The sequence below is a fragment of the Lentzea sp. NBC_00516 genome (assembly GCF_036346835.1).
Classification (GTDB): Bacteria; Actinomycetota; Actinomycetes; order Mycobacteriales; family Pseudonocardiaceae; genus Lentzea; species Lentzea sokolovensis.
In genome coordinates, this window is record NZ_CP107840.1 from 3,971,839 (window position 1) to 3,985,289 (window position 13,451).

At 69.2% G+C, this 13,451-nt stretch carries 19 protein-coding genes and 1 riboswitch; of the genes, 11 read left to right on the forward strand and 8 right to left on the reverse strand.

The window, feature by feature from the left end; genetic code table 11:
• Window positions 1-137: 137 nt before the first annotated feature.
• Both OG205_RS17485 and OG205_RS17490 read right to left on the reverse strand, forming a co-directional pair.
• The gene (locus OG205_RS17485; RefSeq protein ID WP_330277308.1) at window positions 138-965 is read right to left on the reverse strand and encodes a tRNA (adenine-N1)-methyltransferase; all 828 of its coding nucleotides are present in this window, start codon (window positions 963-965) and stop codon (window positions 138-140) included.
• A gap of 12 nt (window positions 966-977) precedes the next feature.
• Window positions 978-2,096: a site-2 protease family protein gene (locus OG205_RS17490; protein WP_330277309.1), complete on the reverse strand. Its 1,119-nt coding sequence runs from the start codon at window positions 2,094-2,096 to the stop codon at window positions 978-980.
• 85 nt (window positions 2,097-2,181) lie between these two features.
• On the opposite strand from OG205_RS17490, the gene OG205_RS17495 reads away from it, so the two are divergent.
• Entirely contained in the window at window positions 2,182-3,027 is an 846-nt protein-coding gene (locus OG205_RS17495) for a RecB family exonuclease (RefSeq protein ID WP_330277310.1), read from the forward strand.
• Window positions 3,027-3,800, forward strand: a complete 774-nt coding sequence (locus OG205_RS17500) for a thioesterase family protein (protein WP_330277311.1) — start codon at window positions 3,027-3,029, stop codon at window positions 3,798-3,800. Before OG205_RS17495 ends, OG205_RS17500 begins: the two co-directional genes overlap by 1 nt.
• On the opposite strand, the gene OG205_RS17505 is transcribed toward OG205_RS17500, so the two are convergent.
• The 3 genes from OG205_RS17505 to OG205_RS17515 are packed head-to-tail and all read right to left on the reverse strand — an operon-like array spanning window position 3,801 to window position 5,282.
• Window positions 3,801-4,523, reverse strand: a complete 723-nt coding sequence (locus OG205_RS17505) for an OmpA family protein (protein ID WP_330277312.1) — start codon at window positions 4,521-4,523, stop codon at window positions 3,801-3,803. It abuts the gene before it with no gap.
• Window positions 4,520-5,041 (reverse strand): RNA polymerase sigma factor, encoded by a 522-nt coding sequence (locus tag OG205_RS17510; RefSeq protein ID WP_330277313.1) that lies wholly within the window; start codon window positions 5,039-5,041, stop codon window positions 4,520-4,522. Before OG205_RS17510 ends, OG205_RS17505 begins: the two co-directional genes overlap by 4 nt.
• Window positions 5,042-5,099: 58 nt before the next feature.
• Entirely contained in the window at window positions 5,100-5,282 is a 183-nt protein-coding gene (locus OG205_RS17515) for a hypothetical protein (protein WP_330277314.1), read from the reverse strand.
• Between the two features lie 128 nt (window positions 5,283-5,410).
• Here OG205_RS17515 and OG205_RS17520 point away from each other — a divergent pair, with 128 nt between their 5' ends.
• A complete protein-coding gene (locus tag OG205_RS17520) occupies window positions 5,411-6,025 on the forward strand; it encodes a phosphoribosyltransferase (RefSeq protein ID WP_330277315.1) in 615 nt (204 codons plus the stop codon).
• Here OG205_RS17520 and OG205_RS17525 read toward each other — a convergent pair.
• The 3 genes from OG205_RS17525 to OG205_RS17535 are packed head-to-tail and all read right to left on the reverse strand — an operon-like array spanning window position 5,986 to window position 7,433.
• On the reverse strand, window positions 5,986-6,297 hold the full coding sequence (locus OG205_RS17525) for an antibiotic biosynthesis monooxygenase family protein (RefSeq protein ID WP_319973137.1): 312 nt from the start codon (window positions 6,295-6,297) through the stop codon (window positions 5,986-5,988). The genes OG205_RS17520 and OG205_RS17525 overlap by 40 nt on opposite strands.
• On the reverse strand, window positions 6,294-7,154 hold the full coding sequence (gene hisG, locus OG205_RS17530; protein WP_330277316.1) for an ATP phosphoribosyltransferase: 861 nt from the start codon (window positions 7,152-7,154) through the stop codon (window positions 6,294-6,296). The genes OG205_RS17525 and hisG overlap by 4 nt, the downstream gene beginning before the upstream one ends.
• A gap of 15 nt (window positions 7,155-7,169) precedes the next feature.
• Complete coding sequence (locus OG205_RS17535) at window positions 7,170-7,433, reverse strand: phosphoribosyl-ATP diphosphatase (protein ID WP_089912086.1); 264 nt, start codon at window positions 7,431-7,433, stop codon at window positions 7,170-7,172.
• Window positions 7,434-7,541: 108 nt separating this feature from the next.
• Here OG205_RS17535 and OG205_RS17540 point away from each other — a divergent pair, with 108 nt between their 5' ends.
• The 8 genes from OG205_RS17540 (at window position 7,542) to OG205_RS17575 (ending at window position 13,447) form a co-directional block, all read left to right on the forward strand.
• The gene (locus OG205_RS17540; RefSeq protein ID WP_330277317.1) at window positions 7,542-8,192 is read left to right on the forward strand and encodes a (2Fe-2S)-binding protein; all 651 of its coding nucleotides are present in this window, start codon (window positions 7,542-7,544) and stop codon (window positions 8,190-8,192) included.
• Window positions 8,193-8,240: 48 nt separating this feature from the next.
• Window positions 8,241-8,417: riboswitch (cobalamin riboswitch) on the forward strand.
• Between the two features lie 33 nt (window positions 8,418-8,450).
• Window positions 8,451-8,639: a CbtB domain-containing protein gene (locus OG205_RS17545; protein ID WP_330277318.1), complete on the forward strand. Its 189-nt coding sequence runs from the start codon at window positions 8,451-8,453 to the stop codon at window positions 8,637-8,639.
• Window positions 8,640-8,664: 25 nt separating this feature from the next.
• Entirely contained in the window at window positions 8,665-9,423 is a 759-nt protein-coding gene (locus OG205_RS17550) for a CbtA family protein (RefSeq protein WP_330277319.1), read from the forward strand.
• A gap of 60 nt (window positions 9,424-9,483) precedes the next feature.
• Window positions 9,484-9,939 carry a YbaB/EbfC family nucleoid-associated protein gene (locus OG205_RS17555; protein WP_330277320.1) on the forward strand — a complete coding sequence of 152 codons (456 nt, stop codon included), beginning with the start codon at window positions 9,484-9,486 and terminating at the stop codon, window positions 9,937-9,939.
• Entirely contained in the window at window positions 9,936-11,366 is a 1,431-nt protein-coding gene (locus tag OG205_RS17560) for a WXG100 family type VII secretion target (protein ID WP_330277321.1), read from the forward strand. The genes OG205_RS17555 and OG205_RS17560 overlap by 4 nt, the downstream gene beginning before the upstream one ends.
• Complete coding sequence (locus OG205_RS17565) at window positions 11,366-11,842, forward strand: hypothetical protein (RefSeq protein WP_330277322.1); 477 nt, start codon at window positions 11,366-11,368, stop codon at window positions 11,840-11,842. The genes OG205_RS17560 and OG205_RS17565 overlap by 1 nt, the downstream gene beginning before the upstream one ends.
• Window positions 11,839-12,879 carry a hypothetical protein gene (locus tag OG205_RS17570; protein ID WP_330277323.1) on the forward strand — a complete coding sequence of 347 codons (1,041 nt, stop codon included), beginning with the start codon at window positions 11,839-11,841 and terminating at the stop codon, window positions 12,877-12,879. The genes OG205_RS17565 and OG205_RS17570 overlap by 4 nt, the downstream gene beginning before the upstream one ends.
• A gap of 430 nt (window positions 12,880-13,309) precedes the next feature.
• Window positions 13,310-13,447 carry a hypothetical protein gene (locus OG205_RS17575; protein ID WP_330277324.1) on the forward strand — a complete coding sequence of 46 codons (138 nt, stop codon included), beginning with the start codon at window positions 13,310-13,312 and terminating at the stop codon, window positions 13,445-13,447.
• Window positions 13,448-13,451: the final 4 nt, after the last annotated feature.

Below are 13,451 nucleotides of genomic sequence, written 5' to 3' on the forward strand. Positions count from 1 at the left end.
CGAGAGGCCCGCACTTCGGTGAAGTGCGGGCCTCTCGCCGTATCCGGATCAGCGCTGAACGCACTGTGGCCGACAGTGCAGTACGCCTCCGCGACGTGCGCCCACGAACGATGCCTTCTGGCCGGAAGCGGCCAGGATCAGCCCTTGCTGGGGCGACGCTGCGGCCGCGGCGCCGTCACGCCGTCCGCGAGCTTGCGCGTGGTGAGCAGGAACGCCGTGTGCCCGATCATCCGGTGCTCCGGCCGCACGGCCAGGCCGACGACGTGCCACGGGCGGACGAGCGTCTCCCACGCGTGGGGCTCGGTGAAGCACGTCATCTCGCGCAGCGCCTCGGTGACGACGGAGAGCTGAGTGGTGGTGGCGACGTAGACGACCAGCACGCCGCCGGGGATGAGGTTCTTCGCGATCGTGGGCAGCACCTCCCACGGCGAGAGCATGTCGAGGATGACGCGGTCGACCTCGCCCTCGTGGTTCTTCACGTCGTCGACGGTGATCGACCAGTTGCCGGGGCGCTCGCCGAAGAACGTCTCCACGTTGCGGATGGCGTGCACCGCGTGGTCGTCGCGCACCTCGTAGGACTGGACGCTGCCCTTCTCCCCCACCGCGCGCAGCAGCGAGCACGACAGCGCGCCGGAGCCCGCGCCCGCCTCCAGGACGCGCGCGCCCGGGAAGATGTCGCCGTACATGCAGATCTGCGCGGCGTCCTTCGGGTAGATGACCTGCGCGCCGCGCGGCATCGACAGCACGTAGTCGGGCAGCAGCGGGCGCAGTGCCAGGAAGTTCGTGCCGCCCACCGACGCGACGACCGAGCCTTCCGGCTGGCCGATCAGCTTGTCGTGCGGGATGGCGCCGCGGTGGGTGTGGTACTCCTTGCCGGGTTCGAGAACGACCGTGTAGTGCCGGCCCTTGGGGTCGGTCAGCTGTACCCGGTCACCCGGCTGGAACGGTCCACTTGCGCTAATCACCGCGCAATGGTGTCAAACGCCCTTCTCAATGGCCGCACGCAGGTCCTCCCTGCGCAGCACGCCCGCCGGGCGGCCCTCCAGGTCGACGACCAGGAACTGCCACGCTGCGGTGCCCTGGACGCGTTCGACGATCTCCTCGCCGGGCTCGTCGGCGAGCAGCACGGTCTCGGGCAGGATCGGCTCGGCCGCCTGCTCCGCGGGCGCGAAAGGACTTGCGGCGGCGAGCTTCGTGGCCAGTTCGGTGTCGAGCAGACCGGCCGCCACGCCGTCGGCCCGCACCAGCACCACGCCGCGGCCCGCCGAGGTGCTCAGCGCGTCCGCGACGGGGCTCTCGGCCGGCAGCTGGAGCACCGGGAGGATCAGGTCGCTGAGGGTGACACCCGCGGGCCACGTGCGGCGGCGTTCGCTCGCGAGTTCGCTCCTCGCGCCGGCGACGACGACCCACGCCGTCAGCACGCACACCCCGAAACGCAACCAACGGTCGTCCGCGCCTTCCGCGACGCCGTACAGCGCCCACGCCACCAATGCGATGGCCACGGCGAACCCACCGACCACGGCGACACGCGTGCCCATCGCCCGTTGCCCCGTCATCGCCCACACGCCCGCCCTCACGATCCGGCCGCCGTCGAGCGGCAGGCCGGGCAGGAGGTTGAAGACGGCGACGGCGACGTTCGCGGCGGCGATCTGGAAGACCAGCACCCACACGACGTCGCCGGGTTCCATGACCAGCGCGCCGATGCCGAAGATCGCCGCCAGCGCGATGGACACGATCGGCCCGGCGCCCGCGACCACGCCTTCGTGACTGGGTTTGCCGGGGGTGCGCATGATCTCGGACAGGCCGCCCAGCAGGTACAGCCGCAGTCTTCTGACCGGCAGGCCGAGCCGCAGCGCCGCGACGCAGTGGCCGAGTTCGTGGGCCAGCACTGAGAGCCCGAGGAAGATCGCGAAGAGCGCGGCGAGCAGAAGACCGACGCCCGGCGGCGTGCCGGGGGCGAGATCGTCGACGAGCGGCGCGTAGAAGGCCACCACGATCGCCGAGCCGATCCACCACGACGGCGCGAGGATCACCGGGATGCCCGCCACCCGGAACAGCAGCAGGCCGCCCTCTCGTTCACTGATCCGCGCGGCCACGGGTGAACTGTAGGGCTCCGGGTGTGATCCCGCGGTTCGGTGGGCGTCTCAGGAATTGTCAGACCTCTGTCCTAGGGTGCGAACCATGAGCACCACGTTGCGCAGGCCCGCGCTCTCGCCTTCCCGGGCAGGGGACTTCAAGCAGTGCCCGCTGCTCTACCGGTTCCGCGCGGTCGACCGGCTGCCGGAGAGGCCGACGAAGGCGCAGGTGCGGGGCACGGTGGTGCACGCGGTGCTGGAAGACCTGTTCGCCCTGCCGGCAGCAGACCGCGTGCCGGACCGCGCGCGTTCGATGATCACGCCGGCCTGGGAGCGCGTGAAGGCCGAGCGCCCGGAGTTCTCGACGCTGTTCGAGGTCGAGGGCAGCGAGGAGGAGGCGGAGTGGCTGGCGTCCGCCACGAAGCTGCTCGACGGCTACTTCGGCCTCGAAGACCCCCGGCGCCTGGAACCGGAGTCGCGCGAACTCCTCGTCGAGTCCGAGCTGCCGTCCGGCGTGCTGCTGCGCGGCTACATCGACCGCGTGGACGTGGCCCCGACGGGTGAGATCCGCGTCGTGGACTACAAGACCGGCGCCGCCCCCCGCGAGGTGGGCGAGGCGAAGGCGTTGTTCCAGATGAAGTTCTACGCGCTGGTCCTGTGGAAGCTGCGCGGCGTCGTCCCCCGCCAGCTGCGCCTGATGTACCTGGCCGACTGCCAGGCCCTCGCCTACACCCCGGACGAGTCGGAACTGGCCCGCTTCGAGCGCACCCTCGACGCGATCTGGCAGGCCATCATGCGCGCGGCCCCGACAGGCGACTTCCGCCCGAACCCCAGCCGCCTGTGCGACTACTGCGACCACAAGGCCTTCTGCCCGGCGTTCGACGGCACCCCGCCGCCCTACCCCGGCTGGCCGGAGCCCGACGACACCGAGACCCTCCAGGACCGCGACTGATGACGGCCTTCTACCTGCCGCTGGGCAACGACACGTTCCGCTCCACCGAACACACCGTCGGCCCGTGGGGCCCGGACAGCCAGCACCTCGGCCCACCCTCGGCCTTGCTGGTGCGCTCGCTGCTCGCTCTGGGCAACCCGTCGTCCTCGCTGGCCCGCGTGACGTTCGAGGTGCTGGGCCCAGTGCCGGTAGCCGACCTGACGGTGTCCACTTCGGTCGAACGCCCAGGCCGCTCGGTAGAACTGCTCGCGGCTTCGCTGTCGCACGAAGGCCGTGCGGTGCTGACGGCGCGCGCGTGGCGCATCGTCGACTCGGACACCACGGCCGTAGCGGGAGGCGAAGTCCCCGCGATGGCACCACCCGCTTCCGCCGCACCGATGGAGATCCCGGACTTCTGGGGCGGCGGCTACCTCGCCGCCGTCGAGTGGCTTTCCGTGTCGGGCGGCATCTTCACGCCAGGCGACGCCCAGGTGTGGGCCCGCCCCCGCATGGCCGTGGTCGAGGGCTTCGACCCCTCACCGGAAGAGCGACTGTTCTCCGTCGTGGACTCGGCCAGCGGCGTCTCGTCCCGTGTGGACATTCGCAAGTGGTACGCCATCAACACCGACCTGACGGTCCACCTGCACCGCCGACCCGTCGGCGAGTGGGTGGGCATGGACGCGCGGACGACCATCGGGCCGGACGGGGTCGGGCTCGCGACCAGCGTGGTGCACGACGTGGAGGGGCCGGTGGGCACGACGGCGCAGGCGCTGTTCGTGCGCGAGCGCTCCTGATCACGCGCTTGCTCGCCTCACCGTCACCACCACTCGACGGTCGCGCGCGTCGACTCCGGTGCGTGCGCGTTCGTAGCCCTCGCCGTACGTGTAGACCGCCAGACCGGCGGCACCGCCTCGCACCAGTTCCTGTCGCACCGCTTCGGCCCGTCGCAGGCTGAGGTCAACGGCGGTGGCGGGCGGCCCGAGCCTGGCCGTGTGACCGACGACGCTGACCTGATCGTCCTCCCACAACGCCCGAGCGAGTGCGCGCAACACCTCGACGTCGGATTCCCTGAGGTCTGCGGAGTTCGGCGGGAACAACACGGTGAGCTCTTCCGTCGTGAACCCCGCTACGCCCGCTACTTCGGTGAGTCGCGGTACCACCGCGGAAGAGTTCGCCGGCACTGTGGACGTCACGATCGTCGGCACGTCCGCCGGCTGCTCAACCGCGAGAAGACTGTTCTCGTCAATCGGGCCGTGCCGATCGGACACAACGAGCAGCACCCCCAGTGCCAAGCTGGCAGCGGCCACGGTCGCGACCAGTTTCTGTGGGCTGAATCCCTGGAACCACAACACGACCAGGTCCAGCCGTGTGATCACCCCGCCTCCGAGCCGGATCGTCCACGGCACCCGCACCGGCGGTGGCGCGTGTGGCAGCCGTGCGGGGGGCAGCGCGGCGGCCAAGTCGGCGACGAACACCTCGTGCCGTGCCTTCAGCATCTCGTCCAGGTCGTCGTTCATCGTTTCTCCTCCCCAGTGGCGAACATCGGGCGAATCGCGTCTCCCGCCTTCTTGACGCGGTCCTGCACGGCGCGCTCCGAGATCCGCAGTTCGGCCGCGATCTCCTTGTTGGTGAAGCCGTCCATGCGCAGCGCGATCACCTCGCGCTGGCGCCTCGGCAGGTCGTTGACTGCCCGCACGAGGTCGCTGTTGCGTTCCACGACCGCGTCGATGCCGGTGTCGTGGCGGCCTTCGCCGGGCCTGTCTCCCTTGGCCAGCAACCGTTTCAGCAACTTGGCCGGCGTCATCCCTGCCTTGTCCCCCGCGATGCGCCTGGCCGTGGTGCGCACCCACATCCGGCGGTTGGTGTGCACCTTGAACCACGACCAGTAGAGCTCGGTGAGCGCCTCTGACGTGGCTTCGTCCGCGATGTGGCCGGCAAAGCCGATGTAGAGCAGATGGCCGAAGAGGTCGCCCTTTTCCGCCTCGTAGAAACGCAGGAAGTCCGCTTCGCGGTCCGGGAGTTCTTCCTGCGCCATCGGTCTCCGTGCGTCGGGTGCCGGGTCACCCAGGAGATCGCGCGACAGTGTCATCCCGTCACGACCCGTTCGGCCGGTCGAGGATCGACAGCGCCGCGAGTCCCGCTGCCAGCACCGCGGCGCCGGCCGTCACGACGGCCGAGCCCGTCAGGACGTACAGGGAACCAACGCCCGCAAGCAGTCCGTTGACCAGTACGGCTGCCTCGCCACGGCCGACCGGGCTTCCGTTGCGTCTCGTCATGACGCTCAGGGGCGATCAGAAGCCGTTTCGCGCAACCAGGCGCCGGAATTCACTCGACCGGGTCAAAACGATTCCAGGTCGACGCGGTACGCCAACTTCCAGTAGGAGGGCGTAGCGTCAACGAGACTGTGAAGAGGTTCGCGAACCGGCAGGAAGCGGGCCGCGCCCTCGCCGCGCGACTCGCGGACCTCCCGTGGCACGACCCGCTGGTCCTGGGCCTCCCCCGAGGCGGCGTCCCGGTCGCCAAAGAAGTCGCCCACCACCTCAACGCCGAACTCGACGTCGTCGTGGCACGCAAGATCGGCGCCCCAGGCCACCCCGAATACGGCGTGGGCGCCGTCACCGCGGACAGCGAACCCATCTACGACCCGAGAGTGCTCCGAGCCCTGAACCTGACCGAAGAGCAACTGGGCAACACCTGCGACGAAGAACGCGAAGAAGCCAAAAGACGCACAGCCCTCTACCGCGGAGACAAGCCGCTCACCCTCAAAGACCGCGACGTGATCCTCGTGGACGACGGCCTGGCCACCGGCGTCACGGCCAAGGCGGCACTGCACTGGATCGCCCGGCACGAACCGCGGACCACGACCCTCGCCGTCCCGGTGGCCGCCAGAGAATCGCTGGCCACGTTCACGACGCCGGTGATCGCGGTCCTTCTCCCACGCCGCTTCGGCGCGGTCAGCCGCTGGTACGAGACCTTCGATCAAACCACGGACGAAGAGGTGCTCAGCGCGCTCTCGTAGTGCTCCACCACGGGGAACGGCGAGTAGAAGCGGTGCAGCAGAGCCGACCACTTCGCGTAGTCAGGCCCCTGCCGGAACCCGACGGTGTGCGATTCGACCGAGTCCCAGCGCACGAGCAGCAGGTAGCGCGACGGCGTCTCCAGGCACCGCAGCAGTTCGAGGCCGCGGAAGCCCGGCGAGGCGGAGATCAGCTCCCGCGCCTCGCCGAACGCCCACTCGAACTCCTCGGCCGAACCCGGCAGCACGTCCAGAAGGGCGTGCTCCGTGATCACAGCCGGCAGAACCTGATGTCCGAGGCCAGCACGGCCTTGGCACCGATCGCGGCCAGCTCGTCCATCACCTTGTTCGCCTCCTTGCGCGACACCATCGCCCGCACGGCCGCCCAGTCGGGGTTGGCCAGCGGCGCGACCGTCGGAGACTCCAGACCCGGAGTCAGCGCGATCGCGTCGTCGAGGATCGAACGCGGGCAGTCGTAGTCGAGCATCAGGTACTGCTGCGCGAACACGACGCCCTGGATGCGGGCCGTCAGCTGCTTCTTGGCGGCCGTGAGCTCCGAGCCGTGGCGGTGGATCAGGACCGCCTCGGACTCGCAGATCGGCTCACCGAACGGCACCAGGTCGTGCTGGCGCAGGGTGCGGCCGGAGCCCACCACGTCGGCGATCAGGTCGGCCACGCCCAGCTGGATCGAGATCTCCACGGCGCCGTCGAGCCGGATCACCGTCGCGGTGATGCCGCGGGCCTTGAGGTCGCGGCCCACCAGCCTGGGGTACGCGGTGGCGAGGCGCTTGCCTTCGAGGTCGGAGACCTTCCAGTCGGTGCCGCGAGGCCCCGCGTAGCGGAAGGTCGACGAGCCGAAGCCCAGCGCCAGCAACTCCTCGACGGAGTTGCCGTTGTCGTCGGCGCCCGAGTCGGCGGCCAGGTCGCGGCCGGTGATGCCGAGATCCAGGTCGCCGGACGCCACGTAGATCGCGATGTCCTTGGGGCGCAGGAAGAAGAACTCGACCTCGTTGTTGTTGTCGAGCACGGTCAGATCGCGCGGCTCGTGCCTCTGCCGGTAGCCGGCCTCGGTGAGCATGGCGGAGGCGCGTTCAGCGAGCGCGCCCTTGTTCGGGACTGCAACGCGCAGCATGTGAAAAGTCTTCCGTCAGAGGTACTTGTAGACGTCTTCGAGGGTGAGCCCACGGCCCAGCATGAGCACCTGGAGGCGGTAGAGCAGCTGCGAGATCTCTTCGGAGAGCTTCTCGTCGGACTCGTACTCGGCGGCGATCCAGACCTCGCCCGCCTCCTCCAGGACCTTCTTGCCCTGCGCATGGACCCCGGCCTCGAGCGCAGCAACGGTGCCGGAACCCTCCGGCTTGGTGGCGGCTCGTTCGGTCAGTTCAGCGAACAGGGAATCGAAGGTCTTCACGGCATGACATCCTCCCATCCCGGCGACCCCCGTCCACACCGCGGTCGCATCTGTCCCAGGCCGTGGACGTGATCTGTCCTGCATGGACACCCGGTAGCGTGAACTTCTGTGTCTGAGTTCGCCGAGGTCCTCGAAGCGCTGCGCCGGGTGCGCGGAATCAACCCGTTCTTCGCGCTCGACGTCGGCCGACCGGACGAGTCCTGGCTGCCGGGAACGGCACTGCTGGAGGGCCCGGCGCTCAAGACCACGATCGACGCCATCGCGATCCGGTACAAAGCGGAAGAACCACGCGTAGCGGCCAGCCTGTTCTTCCTCAGCTACACGGCCCGGCTGCTCAGCCCGCTCACGGCCGCGGGCATTCCGATCGACGTCCGCCCGGAGAACCTCTGGTGGCAGCACCACCTCACGAACGGCCTGAGCGTCCGCATCGACCAGCCGCGACTGGGCCCGGAGGCCGCCGAGGCGCTCGCACCGGTGGTGGAGGCGATTCAGGACGTCACGCCGGTGGCACGTGGATTGTTGTGGGGCAACGCCATGTCGAACATCGCGGGTGCGCTCAAAATGGTTGTGCGCGCACGCATGCTCACCGCCGAGGAAGCGGAAGAACGCGGCAAACGGCTCATGATCGCCCCGCCGTTCGAACAGGCGGGGGAATTTCTGACTTTTCCCGGAGAGGTCTCGTTCCGGCGTCGGTCGTGTTGTCTCTACTACCGCGTCGCCGCAGGTGGGAAGTGTGGTGACTGTCCACTTGTGAAGTGAGGAACGCAACAACTCTTATGGCCGGTTGTGCTTAACGGGCCGATCAACTTACGGTGCACGCGCCGCAGTGACGGGAAGCCGGTGAAAATCCGGCGCGGTCCTCGCCACTGTGACCGGGAAGCGATCCCCGCCGAGCACGTCACTGGTCCTCGCGAGAGGGCTGGGAAGACGCGGGGGCAGCGTTGATCCGGGAGTCAGGAGACCGGCTGCGGCGCCGCAAGGAGAGTTGACCTTCCACGAGGTATGGAGGAGCCCGTCATGACGAGCCCCGCAGCAAATCTGTCCGCCGTCCAGGTGCCCAAGTGGGCGTTCGCCGCCGCACTTCTCGGCCTGATCGTCACGTACCTCGTCCTGCAGGAGAACGGTCTCGCGCTCGGCGCGGGTTCCGAGTTGCTGCACGAGTTCTTCCACGACGGCCGCCACGCGCTCGGCGTCCCCTGCCACTGATCCCCCGATCCCAGGCAGGGAAGACATGACGACGACGTACAAGTCCCTTGCGCTGCGCGGAGTCGCGGCCGGCGGTATCGCCGGTGTCGCGTCCGCGCTCGTGCAGCTCCTGGTGACCGAGATCCCGATTCGCGCCGCGCTCGCGGTCGAGGAGGCACGGGCACCCGCCGGCGAAGAGGCCGGCCACACGCACGGCGGCGAGGAAGAGCTGGTCAGCCGTGGCGCCCAGATCGCGGGCGGCATGCTCGGCGTGGTGATCGTCGGCATCGCGGTGGGCCTGGTGTTCGCCACGGCCTACGCGCTGTCGAAGCGCTGGTTCACCGGCAGCACGCCGTTCAGCCGCAGTGTCGCGTTCGGTGCCGCGGTGTTCGGTGCCGTGGCGCTGCTGCCGTGGCTCAAGTACCCGGCCAACCCGCCCGCCGTGGGCGACCCGGAGACGGTGAACTACCGGACCGCGCTCTACCTCGGCGTGGTGGTGGCCGGTCTGGTGATCGTGTGGGCCGCGAGCTGGCTCGCCGAACAGCTGCGCGCGCAGTCGCAGCCGGTGCGGACCACGGCCGTGCTGCTCGCGGTGGCCGCTGCCGTCGCGGTGGTGCTGCTGGCGTTCCCCGCGCCGCCGGACACGATCCCCGCGGACATGCCGGTGAACGTGCTGTGGCAGTTCCGCCTCAGTTCGCTCGCCCAGCTCGCCACGCTCTACGTCGGCATCGGCGTGGTGTTCGGCCTGCTGATCGACCCGGCCGCGCGCAAGGCCAAGGCCACTGAGAAGGCCGCTGTCGCCTGATGGTGTGGGGTGGCCGTAGCTGCGACCACCCCGCCCAGCCGTGATTGGTACGTTCGGCGCATGCCTGACAGCGCTGAGTTGCTGGAACAGATGCGTCAGAAGCTCGAGTTCTTCGAGCAAGCGAACCGCGCCGCCGACGCTCGTGCCGCCGAGTACGACGCGATGGGCAGCGAGCTCAGAACGGTGGAGGCCAGCGCCCAGTCCCCCGACCGTTCCGTCACGGTCGTCGCGGGTTTGTCCGGTTCCATCAAGGAGATCCGGTTCACCGAGGACGCGAAGCGCCTGAGCACCACGCAGCTCTCCCAGGCCGTGATGTCGACGCTGCAACTGGCCGTCGCCGCGGCCGCGCGTCAGCAGGCGGAGATCGTGCAGGGCCACACCGGCCTCCCGATCGCCGAACGGGTGCTGGCCACCCAGCAGGAGATCTTCGGCCGGCCCGCCGAACCACCGGCCCGTCCCCCGGCGGACGACGACGGCGACACCGGCAGCATCTTCCGCGGGGACGACCGCTGGTGACCGGGATCGTCGTGCACGCGGACGAGATCGCCCGGTGCGCGAAGACCATCGGCACGCTCTCCGGCACGTCCACGAAGCTCAACGACGCCGCCACCACCGCGTCCGTGCCCGCCGTGAGCTGGGGCGCGCTCGGGCACCTGCTCGGTCTCTACCAGCAGTACGACGAGTTGCTCGGTGACCTGCACGGCCACTTCGGCAAGATGACCGAGGGCTTCGGCAAGATCGACTCCGCTCTCACCGCCACCGCGCAGACTTACGCGGGCCACGAGCAGACGACGACGGACGCGTTCGGCAAGACCCTCCAAACAGGACTGGACAGCGCCACCGCGCCTCCGATGGTGTCCGGCGGCAAAGGGACTTCGAACCTCGGCGCGCTCGGCAAAAGCTACGGCGAGCAATACTCTGGAGACAACGTCGGCAAGACGTCCGCGAAGCTGATCCCGTTCGGTGGCAGCAGTTACTCGCTCATGAAGGACAGCGCGAAGCTCGGCGACGACCTCCAGAAGGGCGACGGCGCCGCGATCGCGAAGGACGTCGTCAGCGTCATCTCCGACATGAACAACTTCATGCAGGACGGCATGAAGCTCGCCGGCGCGATCTCCGATCCGCTGAACTTCCTGATCAGCAAAGGACTTGGCTGGCTGCTCGACGTCGTGGCGCCGTTGAAGCAGGCCGTGGACCTGGTCACCGGCGACCCGGCGGCCACGAGCAAGGCCGCGGGCGCGTTCAACGACATCGCGACGCGGACCGAGGACCTGGCGCGCACGTTCGACGAGCAACTGCGGCAGGGCCTGCAGAGCTGGAAGTCCGAGGCGGGCGACAAGGCAGCGGCCAAGCTCGGCGGGTTCCACCACGGCATCGAGGGCACGGCGGGCACCGCGGGCCACATCGCGTCGCTGCTGCAGGGCAGTTCGATGTTCATGCAGGTGGCCGAGGACATCATCAAGGGGATCCTGAGCGACCTGATCGAGTGGCTGGTCGTCACGTGGGTCGCCGCGCAGATCGCGGCCGTCCCGACGTGCGGGGCCTCCGAGGCCGCCGCGGCTGCCGCCACCCCGGTCGAGGCCGGGATCTCGACCGCCAAGGCCGGCAAGGAGGTCGGCAAGGTCCGTTCGGTGATCCAGAAGATCATGGACGTGCTGCGGCGGATCCGCGAGGTGCTCAGGAACTCGAAGATCGGCAACACCTTCCGCGAGGGCGTGGCCGACAAGCCGGGCTCGTTCGGCGAGGCCCTGGGCAAGGCGGCGAAGGACCAGGTGAAGAAGGCCGCAGGGCTGGACAAGAGCGGCCCCGACGGCGCGAAGTACACGGACCCGGTCAAGATCGCGAACAAGGTCGCCGGGTACGCCGACGGCATCTACAAGACCGTGTCGTACGGGTCGAAGGGCGACGAGTCCTCGAACACGGACCAGGAGCTCGACATCTGATGCGCTGGTGGCGGAAGTGGCTCTGGCCGGAGGAGTCGGCGACGTCCACGCTGTCCGCGGGCGGGCGCACGTTCACGGTCCACTCGGAGACGAAGATCGTCGGCCTCGCGTCCGCCCCGGGAGACGACGTGAACGCGCGCACGGAGACCATCGTGTCGGTGAGCACCGTCCTCGGCCCGTGCCCGCCGTTGCGCGTCATGGAGCGTGTTGTGCCGGACCCGCGTGACGAGAACGCGGGCGCGGTGGCCCTGGGCGTGCCCGCGTTCGACGACCGCTTCCTGGTGTTCTGCGACGACTTCGCGTTCGTACGGCGCCTGACCCCGGCCCTGACCGCAGCGCCCACCGAGTCGACGGCAGGCCTGGAACTGGGCGGCGGCAGGATCACCGTGCACCGCAAGGGCGTCCGGCACAACACGACCGCCGCGAACTACCTCAACACCCTGATTCCCTTGCTACCGCCGGAGTTGCGCCGATGACCGACGCGCCGATCATCGTGCCGCTGTCCGCAGGGCTGGCCGTGGTGATCGAACAGGACCGCGTCTACTTCAGCCGTCTGGCGAACGGCGCTCTGGTCGACTCCCCGGTCTTCGGCATACCGCTCGCAGCGGTCGTGCTCGTGCAGCCGGGCGAACTCCGCGACGAACTCACGCACCGCATCGACCAGAGCGACGGCATCACCGAGAAGATCGTGCTCCCGCGCGGCCCAGCGGTCTGGATCCGGTACGCCGACGACATCATCGTGCCCACCGCCGATCCCCGCGGGCTCGCGGCCGAGATCGAACGACGCCGCCGCCGGGTCGCGCGGCACGGAGGCCTCGCCGCGACCGAGGTGTGGAAGGTCAACCCGAAGCTGCGGAACGGCTTCGAGCCTGGTGGCGCGGAGTTCGCTCCCCCACGCCCGCTGAATGCGAACTGGGAGCCCGTCGCGTCCGCCCGGACCGGCGAACCGTCCCCGGTCCGCGCGCCGTCCGCACCGGTGATGCCTTCCCCTGTGCCATATCCGGAGTCGCTGCCGGTGATCACCGAGCCGCTGGCCAACGGGGTGCGGCTGTCGGTGTCGGTGCGCAGGACGGTGCTGGGATTCGGCACGGCGGCTCCGGACCTGGTGACCGAGACGGTGCCGTCGTCGTCGCTGCACGTGCCGCTGGCCGCCTGGCACGTGGTCCAGGCGGGTTCGGTGCACGGCGGGCTCGCCCCGATCCGCCGATGCGCCGCCGACGGGACGGAGATCAGGATCGACCTGCCGGACGGGCCCGCGCTGTGGCTGTGGGGGCCGCTGCGCGAATGGCTCGTCGCCACGCCGCGTGCTGCCGAACTGGCCGACGAGATCCGGCTGCGGCAGGCCGTGGGGATGCTGTTCCCGCTGTCCAGTGAGCTCGGGGCGGAGCGGACGACGTGGCTGGACCTGCCGACGACGCGGCCGGTGGACACGTCTGCGGGACGGGCGCTGCCCGCCGTTCCTGAATGGGCACCGATCTCGCCCACTCTTGTGCCGCGCGACTGCTGGAGCTGATCCGGCGAACGCAGCATCATGTCGAAGACGGACCGACCTGGCTGTCCACATCACCGACATGATTGGCGTAGGCCGTGGCATGAGCAGAGACCATTGCAGTGTCTGCCTGACCGGCCGGACCTTCACCTTGATTGCTGTGCGGGAGCGTTGAGGTGGATCGCACACGGCAAATTCGAGACAGCGGCCTGTCCAGACATGGTCCGCAGACTCTGTCCTACCTGCTACCTGTGCGGTACCGCGAAGACCCGACACGCCGAGCATCTGATCGCGAAGCCTCGGAACGGCGGCGATCACTGGGGCAACGTCGGAGGCGCCTGCATGCCGTGCAACCTTGCCAAAGGCACGAAAGTGCTGACGTTGACCGAGTCCCACCGCGTCGCTCGCGATCAACGGCGTGGATCCTCACGGCTGGCTGCCTCCCATCGACCGGGTGGTCGACCGCATCGAAGACAATTTTCCGATCGATGATCCGTTCAGCCTGGCCGTGGCTGACCTGCAGATCACCATCGCGTTTGACGCCGGCGGTGTTCTGCTCGCCTCTGCTGTTGGTTGCACTTCAAGAAGTTGAGCGC

Bases quoted from the DNA above. Each gene is read 5' to 3' on its own strand.
- OG205_RS17545 (WP_330277318.1), top strand. From the start codon at position 8,451: ATGACGAGCCCCGCAGCAAATCTGTCCGCCGTCCAGGTGCCCAAGTGG.
- OG205_RS17505 (WP_330277312.1), bottom strand. From the start codon at position 4,523: ATGAACGACGACCTGGACGAGATGCTGAAGGCACGGCACGAGGTGTTC.
- OG205_RS17550 (WP_330277319.1), top strand. From the start codon at position 8,665: ATGACGACGACGTACAAGTCCCTTGCGCTGCGCGGAGTCGCGGCCGGC.
- OG205_RS17510 (WP_330277313.1), bottom strand. From the start codon at position 5,041: ATGGCGCAGGAAGAACTCCCGGACCGCGAAGCGGACTTCCTGCGTTTC.
- OG205_RS17495 (WP_330277310.1), top strand. From the start codon at position 2,182: ATGAGCACCACGTTGCGCAGGCCCGCGCTCTCGCCTTCCCGGGCAGGG.
- OG205_RS17570 (WP_330277323.1), top strand. From the start codon at position 11,839: ATGACCGACGCGCCGATCATCGTGCCGCTGTCCGCAGGGCTGGCCGTG.
- hisG (WP_330277316.1), bottom strand. From the start codon at position 7,154: ATGCTGCGCGTTGCAGTCCCGAACAAGGGCGCGCTCGCTGAACGCGCC.
- OG205_RS17555 (WP_330277320.1), top strand. From the start codon at position 9,484: ATGCCTGACAGCGCTGAGTTGCTGGAACAGATGCGTCAGAAGCTCGAG.
- OG205_RS17565 (WP_330277322.1), top strand. From the start codon at position 11,366: ATGCGCTGGTGGCGGAAGTGGCTCTGGCCGGAGGAGTCGGCGACGTCC.
- OG205_RS17515 (WP_330277314.1), bottom strand. From the start codon at position 5,282: ATGACGAGACGCAACGGAAGCCCGGTCGGCCGTGGCGAGGCAGCCGTA.
- OG205_RS17500 (WP_330277311.1), top strand. From the start codon at position 3,027: ATGACGGCCTTCTACCTGCCGCTGGGCAACGACACGTTCCGCTCCACC.